We start from the raw sequence: 25,382 nt of genomic DNA, 5'->3' as shown, positions 1-25,382 counted from the left end.
CTTGAATTCTTGGAGGAAGACGGAGAGGTCGGCGATGCGGGAGAGGACGGCCTGGCGGATGTCGTCGGGGATGGGTTGGCCCTTATTGAGGGCGGCGCGGGCGAGGGTGGGGAGAGTGGCCTTGGGGCCGTAGAAGTCCTCGAGTTTGGCAAGGATGACGTCGTCCGGGATGGAGTCTGGTAGGGGTTTGGGAGGGACGCGGATGAGGAGATGGAAGTGGTTGGACATCATGCAGAAGGTGATGATGTCGATGTCGCAGAAGCGGGCGAGGTGATGGAGGATGTTGAGGAGTTTGTGCTTGGCGGAGTCGTCGAGGAGTGGAAGGCGGCCGGCGACGCGGGACATGCAGTGATAGACTGCGGGGAGGGAGGGGTCGGCCTTGATGCGAGGGGTTCTCATAGGGTGGGGGCGTGCGGGATGTCAGTTCGGCGAGCGTGAGAGAGGTGGGTGCGGGTGAACGGGAGCGTGATGTGAATGAATGAAGGGTGAGATGTGGGGGTGGGGAGAGTCAATACTAAATACCTGTCCCATTGTTTTCGGATTTGCCCGTGACAGGTGAAGACGTTTGGCGCGGAATGGGGCGGTTGCGGTGAGGCAGAGCGCGTTGTTTTTCAGACCGAAGCTGTTCGAGACCCTGAGGTCCTATTCCATGGGGGATCTGGGGCGGGACCTGACGGCTGGGGTGACGGTGGGGGTGGTGGCGTTGCCGCTGGCGCTGGCGTTCGGGATTGCGTCGGTGGAAAGCCCGAGCGCGGGGTTGTACACGGCCATTGTGGCGGGGTTTCTGATTTCCTTTCTTGGGGGAAGCCGGGTGAGCGTGGGGGGGCCTACGGGGGCGTTCATCGGGGTGGTGTACGCGGTGTACGCGCAGCACGGGATGGCCAATCTCGCGGTGTGCACGATCCTGGCGGGACTGATGCTGCTGGCGATGGGCTGGGCGCGGCTGGGGGGGCTCATCAAGTACATCCCGTACCCGGTGACCGGCGGATTCACGGCGGGGATCGCGGTCATCATCTTCAGTTCGCAATGGCGCGAATTGCTCGGGATCCCGCTGGCGGCCGGGGAGAAGGTGCCGCCGGAGTTTGTTTGGAAGGTGGTGTTCGTGGCCCGGCATGTGGCGGACATCAATCCGTGGAGCGTGTTGCTGGCTGTGGGATCGATGGTGCTGATCTTCGGCTGGCCGGCGCGGTGGCAGCGGATTCTGCCGGGGAGCATCGGTGCGATGGTGCTGGGGACGGTGGCGGTGGTGGTGTGGCAGCTGGACAGCCGGTGCGGGGTGGCGACGGTGGGAACGGCGTTCGGGGACATTCCGACTTCCCTGCCTCCGCTGACCCTCCCGGCCATCCCGTGGGCGGAGTTGCCGGTGCTGTTTCGTCCGGCGTTCACCATCGCCATGCTGGCGGCCATCGAATCGCTGCTGTGTGCGGTGGTGGCGGACGGGATGATCGACGACCGGCACGACTCGAACCAGGAGTTGCTGGCGCAGGGGGTGGCGAACATCGGGTCGGGATTGCTGGGGGGCATTCCGGCGACGGGCGCGATTGCGCGAACGGCGACGAATATCCGCAATGGGGGACGGACGCCGGTGGCGGGCATGGTGCATGCGCTGGTGCTGCTGGGGATCGTGCTCTTCGCGGCGCCGCTGGCGCGGAACATCCCGCTGGCGACGCTGGGGGCGGTGCTGGTGAACGTGGCGATGCGGATGGGGGAGTGGCACAATTTCCGGCGTCTGCTGCGATGGCCGAGGGGGGATGCGGGAGTGTTTCTGCTGACCTTCGCGTTGACGGTGCTGTTTGACCTGACGTTTGCGGTGGAGGTCGGACTGCTGCTGGCGGCGGCGCTGTTCATCCACCGGATTGTTTCGACGACGCAGATCATCGCGGCCGATGCGCGGGAGACCTCGGACGTTCCGGAGAACCGGACTGAAGGGAAGGCGATTCCGGCGGGGGTGGTGTCATTCCGGTTGGTGGGGGCGTTTCTCTTTGGCGCGGCGGACAAGCTGGAGACTGCGCTGAAGCGGCTGCAGGAACGGCCGAAGGTGCTGATCCTGCGGATGCAGGACGTGCTGGCGATGGACGCGACCGGGTTGAATGCGCTGGAGGAGATCCAGGAGAAGTGGGCGAGTTACGGATCGCGGATTGTGTTCAGCGGCGCCCACACGCAGCCGCTGATGGCGTTGAGCCAGGCGGGGATGATCGAGAAGTGGGGGCCGGAGAACTTCTGCGGGAACTTCGATGAGGCGCTGGCGAGGGCGCGGGAGATCGTGGGGGGAGGGGGGTAAGCACGAAAGGCTTGGGTGGGAAGGGGGGCTGGCTTAGAACCCGGGGCGTTCCTGCATGCCCCAGATTCCGTTTGAACTGACGACGGTCGGAGCGCGGCTGGCCGCCGGATGGTGGTGGCTGACCGCTCCGGGTTTTCCGGAGGTCGGGGTGCTGGGGGAGAGCGCGGCGGCGGCGGAGCGGGTGCTGGTGGCGCGGGTGCGTCAGGTGCTGGGGAAGACGCCGCTGATGGAGATCCACCGGCGGCGGGGCCGGGTGGAGGCCGAGGTTCGGCAGCGGACGCTGCGATTGACGCCGATGGTGCGGCATCCGTGGTGGGGCGAGCCGGTGGATCTGACGGTGGATTACGTGCTGTGGCATGAGGGCGGTGAGACGGACACGGTGCTGGCGTGGGTACCGGTGCTGGCGCTGACGGTGGTGGTGCAGGGGCGGCAGGATCTGGAGAAGCGGTTGGAGTCGGAGGTGCGGGGGGCGTTGGCGCGCCGGCGTCTGATGGGAACCCTCGGGGGACTGGCGCGGCTATGGCAGCCGGAGGGGTTGGAGACGGGGCGGATCGAGATTGTGGTGGAGGTGCCGACGACGAAGCAGGAGGCGTTGGCGCGGGAAGAGGATCGGGAGTCGGACCGGCGGGTGCTGGAGGAGGTGGGGCTGGACGTGGGGAAGGAGCGGATCGAAGCGACGTGGGAGAACGAGGGGGTGGTGGGAAGACTGGCGACCGTGCTGGGGGGGAATCCGCCGCGGAGTGTGCTGCTGGTGGGGCCGTCGGGGGTGGGCAAGACGGCGGCCTTCCGGGAACTGGTGCGGCGGCGGCAGGAGCTGGGATTCCCGGACACCCCGTTTTTCGCGACCAGCGGGGCGCGGCTGGTGGCGGGGATGAGCGGGTACGGGATGTGGCAGGAGCGGTGCCTGAAGATGGTGCGGGAGGCGTCGCACCGGCGGGCGGTGGTGCATTTGGGGGGGATCTTCGAGTTGATCCAGGTGGGGGCGAGCGTGGCGAACGCGCAGGGGATCGGATCGTTTCTGCGGCCGCACCTGATGCGCGGGGAACTGCTGGCGGTGACGGAGGCGACGGTCGAGGAACTGGCGCTGGTGGAACGGATGGAGCCGCAGTTGCTGCGGGCCTTCGAGGAGGTGCGCTGCGAGGAACCCGGGATGGACGCCTTCCGGCGGATCCTGCGGGAGACGGGACGGGCGTCGCGGTCGGGCGGGGGCCGGGGGTTGTCGGAGGAGGGGTTGGATGCGGTGGTGCGGCTGCACGCGCGGTACGGCGGGTATTCGGCGCGTCCGGGCCGGGCGTTGCGGTTTGTGCGGCCGCTGTTGCAGGAGGGGGTGTCCGGGGACGGCATGGCGGGCGGGGGGAAGGTGGAGGTGGAGGCGACATTGGAGGTGGATGGGGCGCGGGTGCGGGAGGCGTTCCGGCGGGAGACGGGGTTGCCGCGGTGGCTGCTGGACGAGACGGTGGCCTTCGATCCGGACGCGGCGAGGCGGTGGTTTGAGGAGCGGGTGATCGGGCAGGAGGAGGCGGTGGAGGCGGTGGTGTCCACGCTGGCGCTGGTGAAGACGCGGCTGGCGCGGCCGCGGCGGCCGCTGGCGTCGTTCCTGTTTGTGGGGCCGACGGGGGTGGGGAAGACGGAGATGGTGAAGGCGCAGGCGGAGTACCTGTTCGGGGACCGGACGCGGATGGTGCGGTTCGACATGAGCGAGTATGCGCACGGGGATGCGGTGGAGCGGCTGGCGGGCGGGGCGTGGGACCGGGAGGGGCTGCTGACGGCGCGGTTGCGGGAGCAGCCGTTCTGCGTGGTGCTGCTGGACGAGTTCGAGAAGGCGCATCCGGCGGTGCACGACCTGTTGCTGCAGGTGCTGGGGGAGGCGCGGTTGACGGATGCGGCGGGCCGGCTGGCGTGGTTCGGGAACGCGGTGGTGGTGCTGACTTCGAATCTCGGGGCGCAGGAATTTCAGAGGGCGCCGGCGGGATTTCGGGCTGATGCGGGGGCGCGTCGGGACGCGCGGGAACATTTCACCGGGGTGGTGGAGCGATTCCTCAGGCCGGAGATGGTGAACCGGCTGGACGGGATCATTCCGTTCCTGCCGCTGGACGAGGGGGCGGCGTTGGCGGTGACACGCCGGGAGTTGGGGCGGGCGCTGGAGCGGGACGGGATTCGGCGGCGGATGGTGGAGGTGGACTGCGATCCGGCGCTGGCGGAGCACCTGATGCGGCTGGGATTCGATCCGGCGTACGGGGCGCGGCCGTTGCAGCGGGTGATCGAGCGGGAACTGCTGGTGCCGCTGGCGCATGCGCTCAACGGGTTTGCGGAGGACCAGCCGGTGCAGGCCTGGGCGACGGTCTCGGCGGGCGCGTTGCGGGTCCGGTGCACCGGGGTGCGACCGGCTGGGCCGGAGGATCCGCGCCGGGATCTGGCGGGGGTGGCGACCGGGTTGTCGGAACTTCGGCGCCGGGCGCAGCGGCTGCGTCGGAGCGCGGCGGTGCGGGAACTCGAGAACGCGGTGCACCGGGCGGAGGAATTGCGGGCGCGGATGGGACGGGGCCAGTGGGTGGATGCGTCCTCGGCGGAGGCGGTGGCGCGTCTGCCGCGGCGGCAGGCGCTGTTGCGGGCCTTGGAAGGCCTGGAGTTGCGGAGTGCGGAAGCCGAGGCCGGGGCGCTGGTGGGATTTCACACGAGCCGGGAGGAGGCGTGCCTGCCGGAGGCGCAGGGGGCGGCGGAGGGGTTGACGAAGGAGATGCAGGGCGCGCTGGAGGAGTTGTTGTGGGACCGGACGCGGCGGCCGGATCGGATCCTGCTGGGGTTGTATCACCGGGGCGATCCGGCGGTGTTCGCGGGATGGGTGCGGGCGATGGTGAAGCTGGCGCGGGAACGGGAACTGGCGGTGCGGGGGCATTTCCTGGTGGAGGGCGGGTCACTGACCATCGGGCGCCAGGCGGTGCGACTGCGGGTGGTGCCGGACGTGATGCGGCACCTGGATGCGGGGGGGGATGGGCTGAGGTACGGGCTGGTGCTGGAGATCGAGGGGCGGCTGGCCCTGCCGAAGCTGGAGGTGGTGGCCGGCTGGCATGCGGTGCGACGGAACCGCGAGACGCAGCCGTTGCTGGCGCGCATCGAAGCGGCGGATCTGTTGAAGTACCGTCCGCCGCCCGAGTTGGGGGCGAGGAGTTGGGGAGGGGATTCGCCACGCTACCTGTGGGACCAGGATGAGGGGATGCTGAGCGACCGGACGGGGACGCGGCGTGCCTGGAACGGGGACATCCGGGCGGGGCTGGAACCCTTCCTGACGGCGGCGTTCGAGGCCCGCCTGAACGAGCCGCTGACGCCATGAACTGTCCGGTCCCGATCTATGTCGAGGAGCGCGTTGTGAACGGCGCGACGCAGTACCATGTGCGGGGGTTGCCCGTGGGGGAACCGCACCGGACGGGGGACCGGTTGTCGCGGGCGCTGGCCCGGTTGACGACGGATCTGCGGCGGCAATTTGCGGCGCTGGCGGCGAAGCCGAGTCATGAGGAACTGATGGCGGCGTTTCTGGTGCCGCCGCTGGACGAGGCCTGGGTGACACTGCGGCTGGAGGGGCCGTGGGGCAGCGCGAAGGTGGGGGTGCTGCTGGTGGCGTGGGAGGCGTTCGAGCGGCGGGTGGTGCGGGTGCCGGCGCTGGAGGACGTGTATTTCGAGGTGGGGCGGGGGGAGGATCTGGTGGAGCGGGCGACGACGGCGTTGCAGCGGCATTTCCGGGACCGGGTCCAGCGTGACGAATCGGAGAGCGAACGGCCGGCGGTGGTGTTGTCGGCACGGCGGGCGTGGCTGACGCGGGTCGAGGTGCCGGTGGACGTGCCGGTGCACTTTGCCGAAGAGGAGCGTCCACGTTTTGCGCAACTCGGCGGTCCGGCGACCGAGTCCGGGGCGGTGGCGCTGGAGCGGGTGGGCCGGTGCCTGAACGCGCTGTATCCGGAGGAACTGGACCGGGCGGAGGAACGGGAGCGGGAGGTGGACGAACTGGCCGGGCTGCTGACGGGCGGGGAACGGCGGCCGGTGCTGGTGCTGGGGGCCCGAAGTTCGGGGAAGACGGCGGTGGTGCACGAGGCGCTGCATCGTCTGCTGGCGCGGCGGGAGGAGGGGGATGGGGCGGCGCGGCAATGGTGGCAGATTGCGCCGGCGCGGCTGGTTTCGGGGATGTCGTACCTGGGGCAGTGGGAGCAGCGGCTGATGGCGATTCTCGAGGAGGCGAAGCGGCGGGATCACGTGCTGTATTTCGATGATCTGCCGGGGTTGTTCCTGGCCGGGATCAGCGCGCATTCGCGGCTCACGGTGGCGCATGTGCTGAAGCCGTGGATCGAGCGGCGGGACATCCGGTTGTTGTGCGAGGTGACGCCCGAGGGGTGGCGGGCGTTGCGCGAACGGGACCGGGGGTTTGCCGACCTGTTCCAGATCCTGCGGGTGCCGGCGCTGGACGAGGCGGCGACGTACCGTTGCCTGGTGGCGGTGCAGCGGCGCCTCGAGGAACGGCAGAATTGCCGGCTGACGCTGGATGTCCTGCCGGCGGTGGTGGACCTGGTGGGGCGGCACGACGGCGAGGCGGAGTTTCCGGGGAAGGCGGCGGGGTTTCTGCGCCAGGTGGCGTTGAAGCGGCAGGGTCAGACGATCGGGCGGCCCGAGGTGATCGCCGAGTTTCATGACCGGACGGGCCTGAGTCCGATCTTCCTGGACCGGCGCCGTCAGTGGGGTTCGGAGGAGGTGTTCGAGGCACTGGCGCGGCGGGTGGTGGGACAGGCGGCGGCGTTGCGGGCGGCGGCGGACATTGTGGGGCTGGCGCGGGCCCGGTTGAACGATCCCGGGAAGCCGCTGGGCAGCCTGCTGTTTCTCGGGCCGAGCGGGGTGGGGAAGACGGAATGCGCGAAGGCGCTGGCGGCGTTTCTCTTCGGGGATGCGGACCGGCTGGTGCGGTTCGACATGAACGAATATGTCACGCCGGCGGCGGTGGCGCGGCTGACGGGGACGCTGGGCGATCCGGAGGGGTTGCTGACCGGGGCGGTGCGACGCCAGCCGTACGCGGTGGTGCTGTTCGACGAGATCGAGAAGGCCGATCCGCGGGCGCACGATCTGCTGTTGTCGGTGCTGGGGGAGGGGCGGCTGACGGATGCGTACGGGAGGACGGCGGGGTTTTCGGGCTGCCTGGTGGTGATGACCTCGAACCTGGGGGTGCGGGAGGCGGGGCAACGGCTCGGGTTCGTGCCGGACGGCACCGATGCGGAAGCGGTGTTTGTGGATGCGGCGCGGGCGTTTTTCCGTCCGGAGTTTTTCAACCGGCTGGACCGGGTGATTCCGTTCCGGGCGCTGGACCGGGACGAGCTGGCGCGACTGGCGGACCGGCATCTGGCGGCGGTCCTGAACCGGCACGGGTTGCATCAGCGGCGATGCGTGGTGCGGGTGGAGGCGGGGGCGATGGACCGATGGATCGAGAGCGGACGGGATCCCCGGCTTGGGGCGCGGGCGTTGAAGCGGGCGGTGGAACGGGACGTGGCGCAGCCCCTGGCGCGGCGTCTGGTCGAGACGGTGGCGGGGGACGTGGTGCGGATTGCGCTGCGGGCGGGTCCGACGGGACTGGAGGTGGGGGCGCACCCGTTGCGACCGGCGGTGCGGCAGGACCGGCCGGGGGGGTGGCGCGACGCGGGGCCGGAGGAACGCGAGGCGGATTGGGAGAGCCGGATCGGGCGGTTGGAAGAGTGGGTGGACCGGCTGGCGCCGGCGGGGCCGGTGGGGATGAGCGGGTTGGGGGTGGAGGAGGCGAGGTATTTTGCGGCACGGGAACAGTGGCGCCGGGTGCGGGCGATTTTCCGCCGGGCATTGGCTGAGGGGGGACATCATGGCGGCGCGGGGGCGAGGATGCAGCCGCTGAGGCGCGGGCACCGGCGGGCCGCACGATTCAAGGAAGCGGAGTCGGACGCGGGCGTTTCCGAGGAGACGACGCCGTTTCAGCCGTCGGGCGGCGAGGGGATGCCGGGCGGGGGATCGGGGATGGGTCTGTGGGAGGAGCTGGCGGGGGAGGCGTGCCTGTTGGATCACCTGTTGCGGGCGGCGAAGGAGGAGCGGGTGCGGGTGACGTTTGGGATCGACGGGGGCGGGGGCGTGGCGCTGCCGGCGGGCTGGCTGAAGGCGTACCACGACTGCCTGTCAGGACTGTGGGGTTACCGGTGCGAGGCGGTCGGCGGCGAGGAAGACCTGATGAACGGGCGTCCGTGCGGGGTGGAGTTCGCCGGGCCCGGGGCGCTGGGGTTGGCGGGTTCCGAGGCGGGTCTGCAAAGTGTCGAAGGGCCGGACGGCCGCCTGTTGATCCTGCGGGTGGGCGTGGAGGAAGCGCCGGATGCGGAGAAGGGGACGGATGGTTTGGGACTGGCGGGTGGGCCGGGGACGGATGGGGGCGGATGGTTGTTGAGGGCGTTCCGGCATCCGAACCGGCTGGTGGACCACCGGAGCGGCTGGGAACTGATCGGGCCGTTCACCGGCTGGCATTTGCGGCAGTTGCTGCTGCGGGCGTTGCCGTGGCCCGGGGAACGGGGAGGGCCGCCGGGAGCGGTGTGAAGCGCGATCACGGGAGGATTCATGCCACGACTCACCCAGGTTCCCGTCTGTCTCTGGCGCGATGGCGCCGGGGGGTTCACGGCGACGCTGGTGCAGGACTTCGAGAACGCCTCGGCGGTGGGATTGACGGCGGACGAGGCGCTGCGGCAGATGAAGGAGTTCCTCCAGTGGGCGTGCGAAGCGCAGTGCTGGCGGGTGGAGACGGATCTCGAGAAGGTGGCGCTGACCGAGGTGAAGGTGTCGGTCCGGCCCGAGCATCGATCGGGGGAACGGCGGGTCCTGGGGGAGCAACCGGCGACGATGCGGGTGCCCTGCGTCTGGGCCTGGGACGTCGCCCGGGGCTGGGTGGCGTCGCTGCCCACGTTGGGGGTGCATTTCGACTTCGCCGAACCGGAGCGCCTCAAGGAACTGGTGGTGCATTATGCGCAGTCGGCGATGCAGGGGCTGGGCCCGAACGAACTGGCCCTGCGCCTGCGGGTCCGGGACGTGGAACTGCGGATGGTGCCGGTGCGGGTTGGGGGGACGGGTCGGGGAGGAGCAACCCGGATGGAGTCGCGTTGGCCGGCGTTGACGGCGGTGGCCGAGGCGGTCCAGGGAGCGCATGGAGTTCAGTCGAGGATCGGCCCGGCATGGGAACGGGGTGAGGCGGTGGAGCGCCTGGTGGCGCGATTGCGGGACGGCCGGGCCAACCTGGCGGTGGTGGGGGAACCCGGGGTGGGGAAGACAACGGTTCTGGCCGAGGCCTTTCGGCGTCTGGCCCGGCTGCCCACGGCGCCGGCGTCGGGGGAGGAGTTGCCGGGGGAGGAAGAGGCGGTTCCGACCGGGAACCGGTACTGGCTGACCGGGGCGGCCCGGTTGATTGCGGGGATGCAGTATCTGGGACAGTGGGAGGCGCGGTGCGAGGAGATGATCGGGGAACTGGCGGACGCGGGCGGGATCCTGTGGGTGGAGAGTCTGATCGATCTCGTGCGCCTGGGCGGGTCCGGGCCGGGCGACAGTGTGGCGGCCTTCCTGCTGCCGTTCCTGACGCGGGGCGAACTGCGGATGGTGGCCGAAGCGCAGCCTGCGGAAATCGAGGCGTGCCGGCGTTTGCTGCCCGGCTGGGTGGATGCCTTCGAGGTCTGCCGGATCGAACCCATGACGGAAGGGGCGACGCTGTCGGCCCTGCGCAAGATGACTGCGGCGGCGTCCCAGGCGCGGCGGGTCGAGGTGGTGCCGGGGGCGGTCGAGGCGGCGGCGCGATTGTTCCAGAGGTTTCGGCCAGGCGAGACGCTGCCGGGGCCGGCGGCGCAGTTTCTGCGGCGGGTGGTGGATCGGGTGTCCGCTGCGGGAACGGCCCAGCTCGACGCTCCTGCGGTGTGGAAGGAGTTCACCCGGGCGACGGGGTTGCCGGAGACGTTGTACCGGGATGACCGGCCGCTGCCGCACGAGGAGGTGCGACTGGCGCTGGCGGCGCGGGTGGTGGGTCAGGACGCGGGATGCGAGGCAGCGGCGAACGTGGTGACGACCCTGAAGGCGGGCCTGAACGATCCGGCGCGACCGGTGGCCGCGCTGTTCTTCTGCGGTCCGACCGGGGTTGGCAAGACCGCTCTGGCCCAGACCCTGGCGCAGTTCCTGTTCGGGCATGGGGAGGGGGCGTCCGACCGGTTGGTGCGGCTCGACATGAGCGAGTATGCGGGGCCGACGGCGGCGGACCGGTTGCTGCAGCGGCCTGATGGCGAACCGGCCGCGTGGATCGCGCAGGTGCGGCGCCAGCCGTTCTCGGTGCTGCTGCTGGACGAGATCGAGAAGGCGGCGCCGGAGGTGTTTGATCTGCTGCTGGGACTGCTGGACGAGGGGAGGCTCACGGACCGGCTGGGGCGGACCACGACGTTCCGGAGCACGGTGGTGATCATGACCTCGAATTTGGGGGCCAGCGCGGCGGGGGCGCTGGGGTTCGGCACCGGGGGCGGGCCGGCCTACGAGGCGGAGGCGATGTCGTTCTTCCGTCCGGAGTTCTTCAACCGGCTGGACAGCGTGGTGACGTTCTCACCGTTGCCGCCCGAGGTGGTGCGGCGCATCGCCCGGCTGGAACTCGAAGGGGTGCCGGAGCGGGAAGGGATGGCGCGCGCCGGTTTGAAGATGGTCTGGGATCCGGAATTGGAGGCGCACCTGGCGGCGGTGGGTTTCGACCGGCGTTACGGGGCCCGGCCGCTGCAAAGGACCGTCGAGCGCGAGGTGGTGCGACCGCTGGCGGCCTTCCTTCTGAAGCATCCGGATCTCTCGCACTGCACTTTGCGCGCCCGATTGGTGGAGGGGCGGGTCGTGTGGGAGATCGAAGGTTGAGACGGGCCCCGGGTCATCGGTGCCGTCCGGGCGGCGCTTACGGAGTCGAAGCGAGTGTCTTGTCCTCGATGCGGTACAGGGCGGCGGCGGTCCGGAGAAACAGGGCTCCGTCGGCGACGGCCTTGGAGGCCATGATCGGGTCGGGCAGTTCGTTCCTGGCGAGCACATGGAAGGTGGTTCCGGGCCGGACGACGGCCGTGGTGCCGTTGCGGCCGGGGATGTAGATGCGGCCATCGGCGTGGAGCAGGGAGGCGCTGTGATCGCCGCCGAGGCGTTCGCGGTAGTGTTCGCGGCCGGTCTTCGCATCGAGGCAGGTCAGGAGGCCGCCGGAGTCGGAGACGAAATAGAGTTCCTCTCCGACGATGACCGGGGACGGCATGGTGGGAACGCCCCGGGTGTAACGCCAGGCGATGGAAGGTTCGGCGCCTCCGCCGTAGCGGATGGCGAGCAACTCGGGGCGCAAGTAGCCGGTGCTGAGATAGATCATTCCGTGGCCGACCACCGGGCGGGCGGACAGCGAGAAGCTGAGGGTGCCCAGATCGAGCTTCCACAATTCGCGGCCGGTGGCGGGGTCGTAGGCGTAGAGCCAGTTCGGTCCGGGGGAGATCAGCGTTTCCCGGCCCTCCACCTCGATCACCAGCGGGGTGGCGTAGGATTTCTTGAGCTGGGGATTGGTGTGCATGCTGCCGGTGCGGTCCGTCTTCCAGACCACCTGACCGGAGTGCTTGTCGAGGGCGACGACGTACTGGAGGTCGCTGCCGTCCATGTGGACGATCACCAGGTTGCGCCAGAGGATGGGCGAGCTGCCCGGCCCGTTTTCGTGCTGAATCTTCAGGTCCGAGTTCCGCCAGAGTAGCTCTCCGGATGCAGTGTCCAGGCAGACCGTGCCGGATGCTCCGAAGTGAGCATAAAGCCGGCCGGGCTCGAGGACCGGCGTGGGCGAGGCGTAGCTGTTCAACCGGTGGACCCACTGGGGTTCCCGCTCGGTGAACAGGGAGATGTCCCGGAGGATCCTGCCCGACTCCCGGCTGACGCAGACGGCCCGATACTCGACTGCCTCCATCAGCGTGAGCGGTTGATCGCCGGTATTGGCCAGGAGCCGGCGCGCAGCGTCCTCGGCGCTGGCCTCGGTTTCGAGGGCCGTGGTCAGCCAGATCTGATCGCCCGCAATGACAGGCGACGACCATCCACGTCCGGGAATCGGCGTCTTCCAAGTGACGTTTTGAGTGTCGCTCCAGTGAAGGGCGACTCCGCGATCGGGTGCATGTCCCTGGGCGCCGGGGCCGCGCCATTCCGGCCATTCAAGAGGTTCCGCGAGGGCGACGGAAGCCGTCGAGGCGAGGACGACCAAGGATTCAAGGACGCGGTTCATGCGTGGCGATGAGGGTGCAGAGGGAAATTCGACAGGTCGGGGAACTCAAGGGGATTCGTTGGGTGAAAAATATAAAGCCAGGCACATTACTATTTACTCGTTCTCAACATAACAGCTGACACTTTGTTGTTGACGCTAACCCGATAGACAAGTACTCAAATATAAAGACAGGCACATTTTTATTTGCTCGTTCCCCGTTCCTTAGCAATAAAGCTGACACAGCACAGCAATCAGCAATAAACCTGACAGCTTGTTGTTGACGCTGGCCCGCATTCCTCAGTAATAAAGCTGACACTTTATTATTGACGCTGGCCCGATGGTCAGGTGCTACCCGCCACGAATGGATGGCCGTGGGCTGTCGGGAGTGCAGGATTCGCGTCATCCGCTCCATCCGGGGCCGGACGCCGCAATCGTGCGGGCGGCTGATCGATGGACGGTCCGAATTCAAGATGAAGAACAGACACCCGATCCGCACCCCGGTTCCCCTGTCGCCGCTGCTCCTGCTGCTGGCGAGCGCATGGTGTTTCGTCCTGCCGGCCTGGGGCGAGGTTCACGCTGCGACACCCCGTATCGAGACTGGGTTGGCGGAGGTCGGCGCCGCCGCGACGGCTGTCCCGGACCGCGGGCAGGCGGCCAACCCGATCCTGTGGGCGGACGTGCCGGACCTGGCAATGATCCGGGTGGGCGAGACGTACTACATGAGCAGCACCACGATGCATTTGAGTCCGGGACTGCCCATCATGCGTTCGAAGGATCTGGTGAACTGGGAACTGGTCGCATACGCCTACGACATCCTGGACGAGGTGGATGAATTGAACCTGACCGGCGGCAAGAGCACCTACGGACGCGGTTCGTGGGCCAGCAGTCTGCGCTTCCACAAGGGGACCTACTACGCCACGACCTTCGCGCAGACGACCGGGAAGACCCATGTGTACTCGACAAGGGACATCGAGGCGGGGCCCTGGGAGGTGAGATCCTTCCGACCCGCCCTGCATGATCACACGCTCTTCTTCGATGATGACGACCGGGTTTACATGCTCTATGGGGTCGGGGACCTGCGGTTGGTCGAATTGAACGAGGACTTGTCCGGGCTCAAACCGGGAGGTTTCCATTCGATCGTGGTTCCCAACGCGAGTCATGTGGCGGGAGGCGTGATGGGACTGCCGCCCGAGGGTTCGCAACTGTTCAAGATCGACGGCAGGTACTACCTCCTCAACATTGCGTGGCCAAGGGGCGGCATGCGGACGGTGATCCTGCATCGCGCTGACAGGATCACGGGGCCGTACGAGAGCCGGCTCGGGCTCCGGGACAGGGGGGTTGCGCAGGGTGGGCTGATCGACACGCCTGCGGGGGACTGGTTCGCATACCTCTTTCGCGATGCCGGGGCGGTCGGGCGGATTCCCTATCTGGTGCCGGTCCGCTGGGAGGATGGATGGCCGGTGCTGGGCGTGGATGGGAAGGTGCCGGACACGCTGAATCTGCCCCGGAGCCGGGGGGTGATTCCCGGTCTCGTGGCCTCGGATGACTTCGAGCGCCGGCCGGGTGACCGGGCGCTGCCGCGGGTCTGGCAGTGGAACCACAATCCGGACCCCCGGTACTGGTCCGTGACCGAACGTCCTGGCCATCTGCGGCTCACCGCGGGGCGTACGGATCCGGATATTTTGTCCGCTCGCAACACGCTCACCCAACGGACCTTTGGGCCGGTCTGCGCTGGCTCGACCGCGGTGGAGGCCGGGAACCTGAAGGACGGGGATTTCGCGGGGCTGGCGTTGCTGCAGCGGGATTACGGCCTGGTGGGTGTCCGGGTGGAGGGTGGGGCGCGGTTCGTCGAGATGGTCCAGGCACGAGCGGGGGCGTCTTCGACGGAGGAACGGGTGGCCCTGGGGCAGGAGAGGGTGTTCCTGAAGGCCGAGTGCGATTTCCGGGACCAGGCGGACCGGGCGCGGTTCTATTACAGCCTGGATGGAGAGACGTGGGTGGCCATCGGGGGAACCTTGAGGATGAGCTACACGATCCCGCACTTCATGGGGTATCGCTTCGGATTGTTTCAGTACGCGACCCGAACGCCGGGCGGCTACGCGGACTTCGATTTCTTTCGGCTCAGCGACACCCTTACGGACGACCACTGACCGGGTGACTGGACTGCAGTCGGTTGGTACGCGGCAGGACGGTGCCTGCCATGAGGAAGTCGCACGCCTGCTGCGCTCCGATGAACTCAGCCGCTTCGGCGGCTCATTGCAGAGATCCGGAGCGGCGGAGCCGGCTTTTGGCTCCCCATGGGGGGTGGATGCTGCACACTCGCCCGACGATGGCCCTGCTTCAGGTCCGCGAATTGGCGAAGCGCTTTGGCGGGATCCAGGCAGTGGATCGCGTGTCTTTCGAGGTGCGGGAAGGTGAGATCTACGGCTTGCTGGGTCCGAACGGAGCCGGCAAGACGACCACGCTTTCGATGATCTGCGGACTGCTGAGGCCCGACACGGGGAGCGTTACGGTGGCCGGGGCGGGTTTCTGGTCAGACCCGCAGGCGGCACGGCGGGTGATGGGGGTGGTGCCCCAGGAACTCGCGGTGTACGAGGACTTGAGCGGACGTGAGAACCTCGAATTCTGGGGTCGCATCGCCGGGCTGGATGCGCCGGCGTCCCGCCGCCGTGCAGGGGAACTGATCGAGGCGCTGACGCTTGGCGACCGGGCGAAGGACGCCGTCAAGGCGTACTCGGGCGGCATGAAGCGGCGAGTCAACCTGGGTTGCGCGTTGATGCACCGCCCGCGCCTGCTCCTGCTCGATGAACCCACGGTCGGCATCGATCCCCAGGCCCGGGCCAACATCCTCGAATTCGTCCGCGGGCTGGTGCACGGGGGCACGGGGATCCTCTACACGACCCACTATCTCGAGGAGGCGGAGACGCTGTGTGCCCGGATTGGAATCATCGACCGCGGACGACTGTTTGCCGAGGGTACCGTCGAGGAATTGCGGCAACGAACCGGCGAGGACCGCCTCTACTGCGTCGATGCCCGGTTCGAGAATGTCGAGCCCGCCGAGTGGCCGGGTTTTCTGGCGCGGTTCGATGTGGTGCAGAAGACGGACCGGCAACTGGTGGTGGCGGCCCGGGGCGAGCGCGATCCGGCGGAATGCCTGCGCGAGCTGCTGGCGCTGCCCGTGCGGATCGAGAATGTCGCCCTCAAACGCCCCAGCCTCAACGACACCTTTCTGCGCCTCACCGGCCGCGAATTGCGGGAGTAGGAGACCGATGACGTCGATGAGCAACCGGGGATGGCATGGGTCCGGACTTCAGAACGGCTTGGCCGCGGCGCCCGGGCCGCAAGGGGGGGGCGGCCATGATGCGCGCCCTTCTGGTCAAGGATCTGCGACGGGCCCGGCGCAATCCGGTGCCATGGCTGGTGTCGCTGGCGGTTCCGCTGCTGATCACGGGCCTGATCGGATGGATCTTCGGACCCCGGGGCGGAGGGGGCGGGCTTGGGGAGATCCGGGTGGCATTTGTCGATGAGGACCAAACGGCGCTGACCGGTTTTTTGCGGGGGGCGATGGAACAGATGACGACGGCGGAACCGCGCGGGGACGTTCCGTTCCGGTTGCGGGCGCGGTTCGTCGATCGCGGCGAGGCCCTGCGGTTGTTGACCGAAGGGGAGTTGTCGGCGGCGGTGATCGTGCCGGCCGGGTTCACCGACGGGTACCTCGATCTGGAGGCGACGACGTCGATCGAGGTGGTGAAGAACCCGGCGCAGGCCATTCACCCGCGTGTGGTCGAGGAGGCGTTGGGACTGATCACGACGGCACTCAATGCCCTGCGCCTGGTTTCGGGGGACTCGCTGGGCGAGGTTCGGAGCCTGGTCGAGAGGGACGCGCCGCTGTTCGAGAAGCTGGTGGAGGCGGGGGATTTGCTGCGCAACCTGCGGGAGCGGTTGGAACCCGCCGCGGATTACCTGGCCCCGCCGCGGGTCGGATTCACCGAGGTTCAACGTCCCGATGACGCGGCGCCGCAGACGGCTGGATTCGGGAGCGGCATCTTTGCCCATCTGCTCGCCGGGATGGCGGCGATGTTCCTGCTGTATCTGGCGGACCATGCGATGCGGGACCTGTACCGGGAGGAGCGGTTCCGCACCCTCGAACGTTTCAAGACGTTGCGGGAGGGGCTGCTGATGCTGGTGATGGGCAAGGCGGTTTTTGCGGCGTCGATGGTGCTCCTCGGGGCGGCGGTCCTTTTTGGCGGCGGCGCGGTGCTTTTCCAGTTCGCGTGGCAACGGCCGTGGGAGGTCCTGGGGTTGGTGGGAGCCTATGCGGTGTGCGGGGCGGGAATCACCGGATTGCTGGCCGCCCTGGCGGGTCGCGAGCGACGCGCCGACGTTCTGAACAACCTGGCGATCATGGGTCTTGCCCTGGCGGGCGGATGCATGTTTCCGCCGGAGATGCTGCCGGCCTTCCTCCGCGAGAGCATCGCGCCCTTCCTGCCCACGGCGTGGTTCGCCGCCACGGTGCGCGGACTTCAGAACGGCGGTGGAACGGCCGAATGGCTGGTCCCGGCGGGAAAGCTGGTCCTGACGGGGGCCATCGGGCTGGGCGCCGCCACGGCGATCTTCCGGCGCCGGCTGGAACAGGGGGTGCGGGCGTGAGGGCGATTCTGCTCATCGGGCACCACGAGGTGCGGCTGTTCCTGCGCGACCGCGGCATGTACCTCTGGCTGTTCGTGGTGCCTCTGGTGTTCGTGTACTTCATGTCGTTTGCGGCCCCTGCGCCGGGCGGGCCCGACGACGCGCGCCCGGGGGTGCGGATCGACAACCGGGATGCGGGTTTTCTGGGCAGGGTGTTCCTGCGGGAACTGGGTCAGCAGGGGCTCACGCTGCTTGGGGACCAGGACGGGCGCGAGGCCCGGCGGGGGATCACGGTGCCCGCCGATTTCACCGACCGCATCCTCGCGGGCGAAAAGGTTGAACTGGAGCTGCACGTCCTCGAAGGCTCCGACACCGGCATGGCGGAGATCGTGAAGCTCCGCCTGCTGCGCGCCTTGCTGGCGATGAATGCGCGGCTGGCGCGTCACGCCATCGAGCATGCCGGGGCGCCGCCCACCGAGGAAACCCTGCTGGCCCTGATGGAGGTGCCGGAGCCGGTTGGGCTGGTGTCGAGCCATGCCGGGCGGAAGCCACGCCCGGTGGGGTTCGGGTTCTCGCTTCCAGGCAACCTGGTGGCCTATCTCTTCCTCAATCTTCTGATCTTCGGCGGGGCCCGGGTGGCGGAGAACCGCCGGAGCGGATTGCTGGCCCGCCTGGCGACGCAGCCGATCACGACGCGTGAAATCCTCTTCGGTAACCTCTACGCGCTGATGCTGCTGGCGGGGGTGCAGGTCGGCGTCCTTCTGCTGGTCGGGCAGTGGGTGCTTGGGGTGGACGTCGCGGCCAACCTGGTCGGGGTGCTGCTGACGCTGGGGGTTCTGGCCTGGGTGGCGGGTTCGCTGGGAATGCTCATCGGCTTTCTCGTGGCCTCGGAGGACAAGGTCATCGGGATCTGCCTGGCCATCGCCCTGCCGGCGGCGGCGCTGGGCGGGTGCTGGTGGCCGATCGAGATCGCGCCGGCTTTCGCACGCCACCTGGCGAACGCGGTGCCGACGGGCTGGGCTTTGAGTGCCCTCCACACCTTGATCACCTTCGGTGCCGGACTGGACCGGGCGCTGCCGTCCATCGGCGTGCTGGCGCTCTTCGGCATCGCCGCCAATGTTGCCGCCGCGCGCTTCCTGCGCCTCCGGTAGGCGGAGGGGGTGGAGAGGCGGCGAGAACACCAAGCCCAGGACATGGAACGACACCCATCTGCCACGACCGACAGCCTGATCCGACCCGAAGGCAGCCAGCCCGGCTGGCGGTTTGACAACAGTTATGCGCGATTGCCCGGGACCTTCTTCGCCCGGGTGAACCCGACGCCGGTGGCAGCGCCACGCGTGGTGGTCTTCAACCGGGGGCTGGCGGAGGAACTGGGGTTGAACCCGGAGGCATTCGCCAACGGGGAAGCGGCGGCGTGGTTGACGGGGAATGCGGTTCCGGAAGGGGCGGAGCCGATTGCGCAGGCCTATGCCGGCCATCAATTCGGACACCTCGCCCGGCTCGGGGATGGGCGGGCCATTCTGCTGGGGGAACACCTGACTCCGTCGCGCGGGCGGGTGGACATTCAACTCAAGGGGCCGGGGCCGACGCCGTACTCACGGCGGGGCGACGGCCGGGCTGCCCTGGGTCCGATGCTGCGCGAGTACCTGGTCAGCGAGGCCATGCACGCGCTGGGCATTCCCACCACCCGGAGCCTGGCCGTGGCGGCGACTGGCGAACCGGTGTTTCGGGAGCGGGCCCTTCCGGGCGCCGTGCTGACCCGCGTCGCCGCGAGTCATATTCGGGTGGGGACGTTCGAGTACTTCGCCGCGCTGGGCGATGTCGAATCCCTGCGCGTGCTGGCGGAATACACGTTGCGCCGGCATTTCCCCGATCGACTCGGGGCGGACGAGCCGATCCTCGGGCTTCTTGAGGAGGCGGTGGAACGGCAGGCACGCCTCATTGCCGCGTGGATGAGGGTCGGGTTTGTCCATGGCGTCATGAACACCGACAACATGGCGGTCTCCGGGGAGACGATCGATTACGGGCCCTGCGCGTTTGTGGACGCCTACGATCCGGGGACGGTGTTCAGTTCCATCGATCACCAGGGCCGCTATGCCTTGAGCCAGCAACCGGCCATCGCCGCCTGGAACCTGGCGCGGTTTGCCGAGGCGCTGCTGCCGCTGTTTCTCCCGGATCCGAACGCGGCGGTGCCCAAGGTTCAGGCGGTGCTGGACACATTTCAGGATCGCTACCGGCGTCATGCCCGCGCCGCCCGGGCCGGCAAGCTCGGGTTGCTCGAGCCGCAGGTGGAGGACGACACCCTGTTCGAGGAACTGCTGGACTGGATGCACCGCGAGGCGGCGGACCATACGCAGACCTTCCGGGAACTGGCGTCCCGGGTGACCCGCGATCCCGGGGGTTCGAGGGTGGCGGACAGCCAGGAAGCCAGGACAGCGGCACGGATTCCTCCGGAGCCGTGGAGGAACCGGTGGCAGGAACGACTGGCCGCGCAGGGCGCGTCGCCGGAGGCGGTGATGAAGCGAATGAACGCCCACAATCCGGCCGTGATCCCCCGGAATCATGTGGTGGAGGAAGTCCTGGAGGCCGCCACGGAACGGCAGGACCTGGCGCCGTTTCTGGACGTGCTGCGGGCGGTTTCCCGGCCCTACGACGAGGACGGTCAACCGGATCGCCTGCGCCATGCGCCGCCGCCGGGGACGCCGCGATGCCGCACCTTCTGTGGAACCTGAGTCAGGCGCGCCGCAGTTACGACCCGGATTCCATGCTCAAGGCAGGCTTTGCAGGCGGAAGAATCGGGTGTCGGCTGCCGGTTGACGCAGTTCGAAGTGATCCAGTCTGAAGACGGGCGGGCTCTCCACCGCGGACCACGGGCCACGGGCCGGATCGACCGCCGATTCGAGGCCGAAGGGGGCGGCGTCCCCCGGCCAGCGAAGCGCCACCTCGCCGCCTTCCCGGAAGATGCGGAGCGGCGGAGGGGTCAGCACGTCGTTCACCAGTGTGAACCACAGGGGCGAGATCTGAATGGCGAAGGCATCCGAGGTCTGGGCTTTGGCGTACAGCACATTGCCGCTGCCAACGAACTTCAGATCGACTCCGAACGCCATGCGGCCGAGGACGGCCCGGCCCTGGGCATCGCGCAACGGCCCTTCCGGACCCAGCGACGAACCGGTGTCGTCGAAGGGCTCAAGAATCAGGGCGTACCCGAGCCGGTCCCAGTCGTGAAGCACGCAGAAGGCGGTCATGAACCGCATTCCGGTCCAGAAGACCACCGGCCCGAAACCCAGGCGCGACCCGTAGGCGACCTCCGGTCCACGCGGGGTTCCGTCCGGCGCAAAGCAGCGCCGGTACAAGTGGTTGCCCGCCTCCGGGTGCGGGAGCGACACAATCCGGACGGCCGTCGCCGCCACGGTGGCGCCGTTCCAGGCGAGCCGCGGGCCCTGGGCGGTCTGGGCTGCGAAGAGCGGTTGTTCCTCCCGGGTCGGGTTCCCGGCGAGGTCGAAGCGCCGGTAGTACACGGACAACGGCGGACCGGCCGCGCTTTCGCTGTAGCTGGCCACGAAGAAGCCGTCGGGGAGGGGGGCGACATCGTAGTAGTCGCGCTCCGCGCCCTCCACACCCGGGTAGGTCATGGGGGCCAGTCTTCGGAGGGTCCGCTGGACCTCCACGGCGCCGGTGGGATCCACGAGCCAGTAGCGCAGATGGGTGTGGAAGTGGCCCTGGCCCAGTTCCTGCCATGGGAACTCCCGTTCCAGCCACAGGCCGAACACGGCGAACCGGTGTCCGGTCCAGAACACCCGGAAGCCTGCGGTGCGCCCGGCCTCGGCGCCGCTTGGCAGTCCCGGGAGTTGAACCGGGCCCGCCAGCACATCTCCGGTGGCCGACAGCCTGAGGAAGAATGCCTGGGTAAACCCGGAAACCGCCACACCGAAGCCGGCGCCATCGAAGGCGACCGCCGGCTGGTAGCAGGGCCATGGACTCAGGTCATACACCTGATCGATCAGGGTTTGGGCGTCCGGTCCGAGGCGGAAGAAACCCAGGTGCATGGCGCCCCCCACCTGCCGGGCATACACCGCGGCCGCTCCGTTCCCGGTCGCCACCAGATCGCCGGACAAGGCGCCCGGCCCTCCGCTGAACGACAGGGTCTGGCTTGCCCGCCATGTGGGAGCGGCGGAACCGACCGCAGTTCCTCCGAACAGGCATACCACGGTTAACCCGATTCCCTGCAGGCGACGCGTTGGGGAATGGAATCTGGAATGCATGACACGATCCTTTCCTGGAACCGACCGGGGGCCCGCCTCGACTCAACGCCTTGGGACGCGGATCCGGCAACCCTTGGGGGGCGAACGGTCGGAGCCGGTTGGTCACGCAGACCGAGGACGAACCGCATCGACGAGCGATGAGGCCTTGGATCTCCATCTCCGGGCCCTTGGGTCCCACTGGCAAGCTCGGGCCGTCCCGCAACGAGGAAGGCAAAGTCCGGGTGGGGATCAGATGGCCGCGGGGATCCCCAGGATCGTTTCCTCAAGGCTCCCGGGACATGGTTGTTGCCGCATGAGTCCCGCGCATCAACCGGATCGATGTAGGCACCACCCAGCCGAACACTACGGAGAACACGAGGCGATGGGTCACCGGCATCGACCAAAACCCGACCAGGTCGCCGACGATGGGTGGGGCCAGGAGAATGGCCTTGCTGTTGGCGATCAACCTCTCCGCCCTTGGGAACGCCATGCACCCCCCAGTCGCGACAAGCCGAACAACCAGCAGGCAAGCGCAAGGCAGATGATTGCCGTGTGTGCCTTGGATAACGGCAAAGTAGCATCCGCCATAGCGGTCGGTATGCCGGTTGCGGCATAGCCGAACCCGAGGAATGCGAACAAGGCGCCCGTGAGTCGATCGTCCAGGATTCGACCGTAACCCCACCCAAATCCCGCCAGCAACAGCCCCACGGACGCGAAGCCAAGCAGATTCCACCCAGGTGCGAACGGCTGCCCCCTCGCTCCCAGCTTGCTGACGTAATCTTCAACCAGGGCGGGAGTTGTCGGCGCGAGGGCGGTGGGGGAAGATCTCGGGACGACGCCATGCTGAAGCACACCCTCATTCATCCCGAGATCAACGCGATCCTCGGCCGGGCCGGACACCATGCGAAGGTACTGATTGCGGACGGGAATTACCCGGCTTCCACGATGAAGGGGCCCCATGCCGGGGTGGTTTCGCTCAATCTGGCCCCGGGTATTGTCTCGGTGCCCCAGGTGTTGCGAGCGGTGCTGAGCGCCATCCCCGTGGATGAAGTGAACACCATGGGCATTCCGGCGGACGATCCGTACGCACAGCAGGGGGAACCGCCCGTGTGGACCGAATACCGGAGGGTGCTTGCGGAGGCCGGGTTGACCCTCCCGCTGCGGTCGATACCGAAGTGGGACTTCTACGAGGCGGTGCGATCGCCGGATCATGTGCTGACGATTCAGACGGCCGAGCAATCGCTGTGGGCAAATGTGCTGTTGACCCTGGGCTGCAGGACAGCGGAGGGCTGAGCGGGTAATCAAGGGCCCGAAACGTCGTGCCTATGCACGACATTTCGGGCCATTCGCATCTTGAATAAAGGGTCAGGCGAAAAAATCTTGACTAAGGCAGATAAAAGGACTGGCATAGAATTGTTGACGCAAATCTTCATCAAGGAGACCGGCACATAGAGGTTGACATAGACATAGAGGTTGACGAGCCGGGACAAGCTCACCCGCCGCTGGCTTGGCGCGTAGCGCAGAGAGGGTGTGCGCGGATACCGCGGGCACCGGGCAATAGCAAACCGTCAGCAAATATGTGCCTGACAAATAGACATGCCGACCCATTTTCAAGAAGTTCTGCGGCTGGGTGCTGCAAATCGGGTCGTACACGAAGGCCGGTTCCTGGCGCGGCGCCACAGTGGCCACGGGACGCCACTCGGACCATCCGTCCCCGTTGTGCAACGCCTCGATAGAATACTCCCGCCCGTCCTCCCCCATCACACGGATGCGCACACCCTCGCCCTCTCATGCAATGGTCACTTCGCCGGCCGGAGAGACCGCCCCCATGAGCGTCCCGGCCAGCGCCAGACGCATCCACCGAACTCGTCATCCACCGAACTCGTCGATTCACGACCCGACCCTGAATTCAAAGATGTGACCCTTCTCCAACTTCCTCAGCAGCCGTGCCTCCAGTGGACGTGCTTGGGAAGAACTCCCGCTTCCCGATTGACAGGCTCGGATGCACTCGGGTAATCCCTTGCAGTAGATCAAGGAGTCCACTGGCCCTTCCGTCGCAAAACCCATTCGTGTCCATGTCCATGAAGCGCCTCCAACCGTTCCGGTTGTCTGTGCTTGGCTTATTCGCCGTTCTTGCCGCGCCAAGCCTGCATGGGGCGGCTGTGGTGCTGCCGAATGCGGCCGATGGCACCGAAGGCGGATCGGGCCTCAACACCGTCCTGCAAAACGGCCCGCGCACGGTGCAACTTCAGTTCGCCGCTTCTCTATTGGCGGGTGTTCCGGTGGGCAGCCAATTCGAGGGCATTTCGTTTCGATTGGATGGCAGTCAATCCACAGCACAACCGAGTGCCACCTATTCGTACGAGGAGTACAAGATCGTCCTCGCCCAGGCGGCGAACAGCATCGCCGACATGAGCGCCACCTTTGCCGACAACATGGTCTCCCCGGTGGCCGTCTTCGACGGTCCCCTGACCATCACCGCAGCATCCTATCCGGGCGGGTCTACTCCCAACGACTGGGGGGCCACCATCGCCTTCGATGTGCCGTACGCCTACCAGGGAGGCGACTTGGTCGTCTGGATCACCCACCCGGCAGCCAGCGGTGGCTCCGGCATGTTCTTGGATGCTATGGTTGGGACGGCGGATTACCGGGGCCTGCGTAACGCAAGCACGTTCAACGCCACGACGGCCAACATCGTTTCCGATGGCGTTACCGTCATGCGCCTGGAATTCACCCCGATACCCGAGCCGACGACCGTCGCCACCCTGGCGGGGTTGGGCCTGCTCGGGTTGACCGGCTGGCGGCGCTTGCGTCGCGCAGCCGCAACCCCGATTGCGGGTTACTGATAGGAATCTCCATCCCGACCCCAATCTCAGACCCGGAAGTATAAGTTATTTTCCGTGATCTCTGGTCCAACGATTGGGGTCCACTTCAGCGGTCAGTTCTTGATATTGACACATCCAAGACAGTGGTCACCCCTCCGGCATGGCGCGCAACTTGAGAGTCGAGTATCCCGACGCGATCCATCACATTATGAATCGCGGCGGCCGGCGTGAGCCGATCTTCGTGGACGAGGCGGATCGCCAGCGCTTCGTGGAGACGCTGGGGGGAACTCGGTGGGGTCAGTCTCGGCTACGGCTATTGGTTGACACGCCTGTCGCGAGTCCCCGTGTGCAGACGACCATTGCCTCCCGCCGGTCGCCCCAGTTCATCAGGGGTAGACCGCTCCCGAATAACGAGCGTCCATCGACAAAATTCTCCCTCTGCCGTCCGAATCAGCCAGGTTGAGCTAAACCACCAGCCGATACCCGCTCCCGTGAACGGTCTGGAGGTACCGGGGCTCAGCGGGTTCCACTTCGAGCTTCGCCCGCAAGGCGGCGATGTGGGTATCGACGGTCCGGGTGATGGGAAACGCGCCGTAACCCCAGATCACATCCAGGAATTGTTCCCGGGTGACCACCCCGCCACCGGCCTCTGCCAGCACGCGCAGCATTGCCAGCTCCTTCGGCGTGAGATGCAGCGCCTTCCGGCCGCGGCGCGCCGTCTGACGCAGGAAATCGATTTCCACCTCGCCCACCCGGACCCGTTCGACCCCGGGCTTCCCACGCGCCACCCGCCTCAGCAATGCCCGCACGCGCGCGAGCAGCTCCTGAGGATTGAAGGGCTTGGCGAGGTAATCATCCGCCCCGGCATCCAACCCGGTCACCCGGTCTCCCACGCCTCCCTTCGCCGTCAGCAGGAGAATCGGCACCTTCGACCCGCACCGTCGCAGTTCGGCCGCCACGGCGAACCCGTCGATCCTGGGCAGCATCACGTCGAGCAGGACCAGGTCGGGGAGTTCCTCCCGCACCTTGTCGATTCCCTGCGCTCCATCCACGGCTGTAAGGACGCGATAGCCCTGCGAGGCCAGGAGGTCTTCCAGGGCATGCCGCATGGGCAACTCATCTTCAATGACGAGGATCCTATGCATCGC

The 25,382-nt window shown here is 67.7% G+C and carries 15 protein-coding genes; 11 read left to right on the top strand and 4 right to left on the bottom strand.

Translation table 11 applies throughout. The features are described from left to right. The coding region (locus tag KF833_17665) for a transposase (protein ID MBX3747138.1) at nt 1-399 on the bottom strand (399 nt) is incomplete at its 3' end. Between the two features lie 250 nt (nt 400-649). On the opposite strand from KF833_17665, the gene KF833_17660 reads away from it, so the two are divergent. Genes KF833_17660 through KF833_17645 form a run of 4 tightly spaced genes read left to right on the top strand, consistent with a single transcriptional unit; the run spans nt 650 to nt 11,188 of the window. After that, nucleotides 650-2,281, top strand: a complete 1,632-nt coding sequence (locus KF833_17660) for an STAS domain-containing protein (GenBank protein ID MBX3747137.1) — start codon at nt 650-652, stop codon at nt 2,279-2,281. A gap of 55 nt (nt 2,282-2,336) precedes the next feature. Then, a complete protein-coding gene (locus KF833_17655; protein MBX3747136.1) occupies nt 2,337-5,612 on the top strand; it encodes an ATP-dependent Clp protease ATP-binding subunit in 3,276 nt (1,091 codons plus the stop codon). Beyond that, on the top strand, nt 5,609-8,863 hold the full coding sequence (locus KF833_17650) for an ATP-dependent Clp protease ATP-binding subunit (protein MBX3747135.1): 3,255 nt from the start codon (nt 5,609-5,611) through the stop codon (nt 8,861-8,863). Before KF833_17655 ends, KF833_17650 begins: the two co-directional genes overlap by 4 nt. A gap of 21 nt (nt 8,864-8,884) precedes the next feature. Beyond that, nucleotides 8,885-11,188, top strand: coding sequence for an ATP-dependent Clp protease ATP-binding subunit (locus KF833_17645; GenBank protein MBX3747134.1), 2,304 nt, complete (start codon nt 8,885-8,887; stop codon nt 11,186-11,188). 37 nt (nt 11,189-11,225) lie between these two features. On the opposite strand, the gene KF833_17640 is transcribed toward KF833_17645, so the two are convergent. Then, nucleotides 11,226-12,560 (bottom strand): PQQ-binding-like beta-propeller repeat protein, encoded by a 1,335-nt coding sequence (locus tag KF833_17640; protein ID MBX3747133.1) that lies wholly within the window; start codon nt 12,558-12,560, stop codon nt 11,226-11,228. 449 nt (nt 12,561-13,009) lie between these two features. On the opposite strand from KF833_17640, the gene KF833_17635 reads away from it, so the two are divergent. The 5 genes from KF833_17635 (at nt 13,010) to KF833_17615 (ending at nt 19,900) form a co-directional block, all read left to right on the top strand. Further along, the gene (locus tag KF833_17635; protein MBX3747132.1) at nt 13,010-14,689 is read left to right on the top strand and encodes a glycoside hydrolase 43 family protein; all 1,680 of its coding nucleotides are present in this window, start codon (nt 13,010-13,012) and stop codon (nt 14,687-14,689) included. 179 nt (nt 14,690-14,868) lie between these two features. After that, the gene (locus tag KF833_17630; protein ID MBX3747131.1) at nt 14,869-15,801 is read left to right on the top strand and encodes an ABC transporter ATP-binding protein; all 933 of its coding nucleotides are present in this window, start codon (nt 14,869-14,871) and stop codon (nt 15,799-15,801) included. Between the two features lie 95 nt (nt 15,802-15,896). Beyond that, nucleotides 15,897-17,189: an ABC transporter permease gene (locus KF833_17625; GenBank protein ID MBX3747130.1), complete on the top strand. Its 1,293-nt coding sequence runs from the start codon at nt 15,897-15,899 to the stop codon at nt 17,187-17,189. Continuing rightward, entirely contained in the window at nt 17,186-18,319 is a 1,134-nt protein-coding gene (locus tag KF833_17620) for an ABC transporter permease (protein MBX3747129.1), read from the top strand. Before KF833_17625 ends, KF833_17620 begins: the two co-directional genes overlap by 4 nt. A gap of 42 nt (nt 18,320-18,361) precedes the next feature. Continuing rightward, nucleotides 18,362-19,900 (top strand): YdiU family protein, encoded by a 1,539-nt coding sequence (locus KF833_17615; protein ID MBX3747128.1) that lies wholly within the window; start codon nt 18,362-18,364, stop codon nt 19,898-19,900. Between the two features lie 36 nt (nt 19,901-19,936). Here KF833_17615 and KF833_17610 read toward each other — a convergent pair whose 3' ends face one another. Continuing rightward, complete coding sequence (locus KF833_17610) at nt 19,937-21,430, bottom strand: hypothetical protein (protein MBX3747127.1); 1,494 nt, start codon at nt 21,428-21,430, stop codon at nt 19,937-19,939. Between the two features lie 819 nt (nt 21,431-22,249). Here KF833_17610 and KF833_17605 point away from each other — a divergent pair. Continuing rightward, nucleotides 22,250-22,702, top strand: coding sequence for an RbsD/FucU family protein (locus KF833_17605; GenBank protein MBX3747126.1), 453 nt, complete (start codon nt 22,250-22,252; stop codon nt 22,700-22,702). Between the two features lie 788 nt (nt 22,703-23,490). After that, the gene (locus KF833_17600) at nt 23,491-24,255 is read left to right on the top strand and encodes a PEP-CTERM sorting domain-containing protein (GenBank protein ID MBX3747125.1); all 765 of its coding nucleotides are present in this window, start codon (nt 23,491-23,493) and stop codon (nt 24,253-24,255) included. 443 nt (nt 24,256-24,698) lie between these two features. On the opposite strand, the gene KF833_17595 is transcribed toward KF833_17600, so the two are convergent. Continuing rightward, nucleotides 24,699-25,379 (bottom strand): response regulator transcription factor, encoded by a 681-nt coding sequence (locus tag KF833_17595; GenBank protein ID MBX3747124.1) that lies wholly within the window; start codon nt 25,377-25,379, stop codon nt 24,699-24,701. Nucleotides 25,380-25,382: the final 3 nt, after the last annotated feature.

The organism is Verrucomicrobiia bacterium (genome assembly GCA_019634625.1).
Taxonomy (GTDB): domain Bacteria; phylum Verrucomicrobiota; class Verrucomicrobiia; order Limisphaerales; family CAIMTB01; genus CAIMTB01.
Note: the sequence above shows the minus strand (reverse complement) of the source record. Positions and strands in the feature narration are given on the sequence as shown.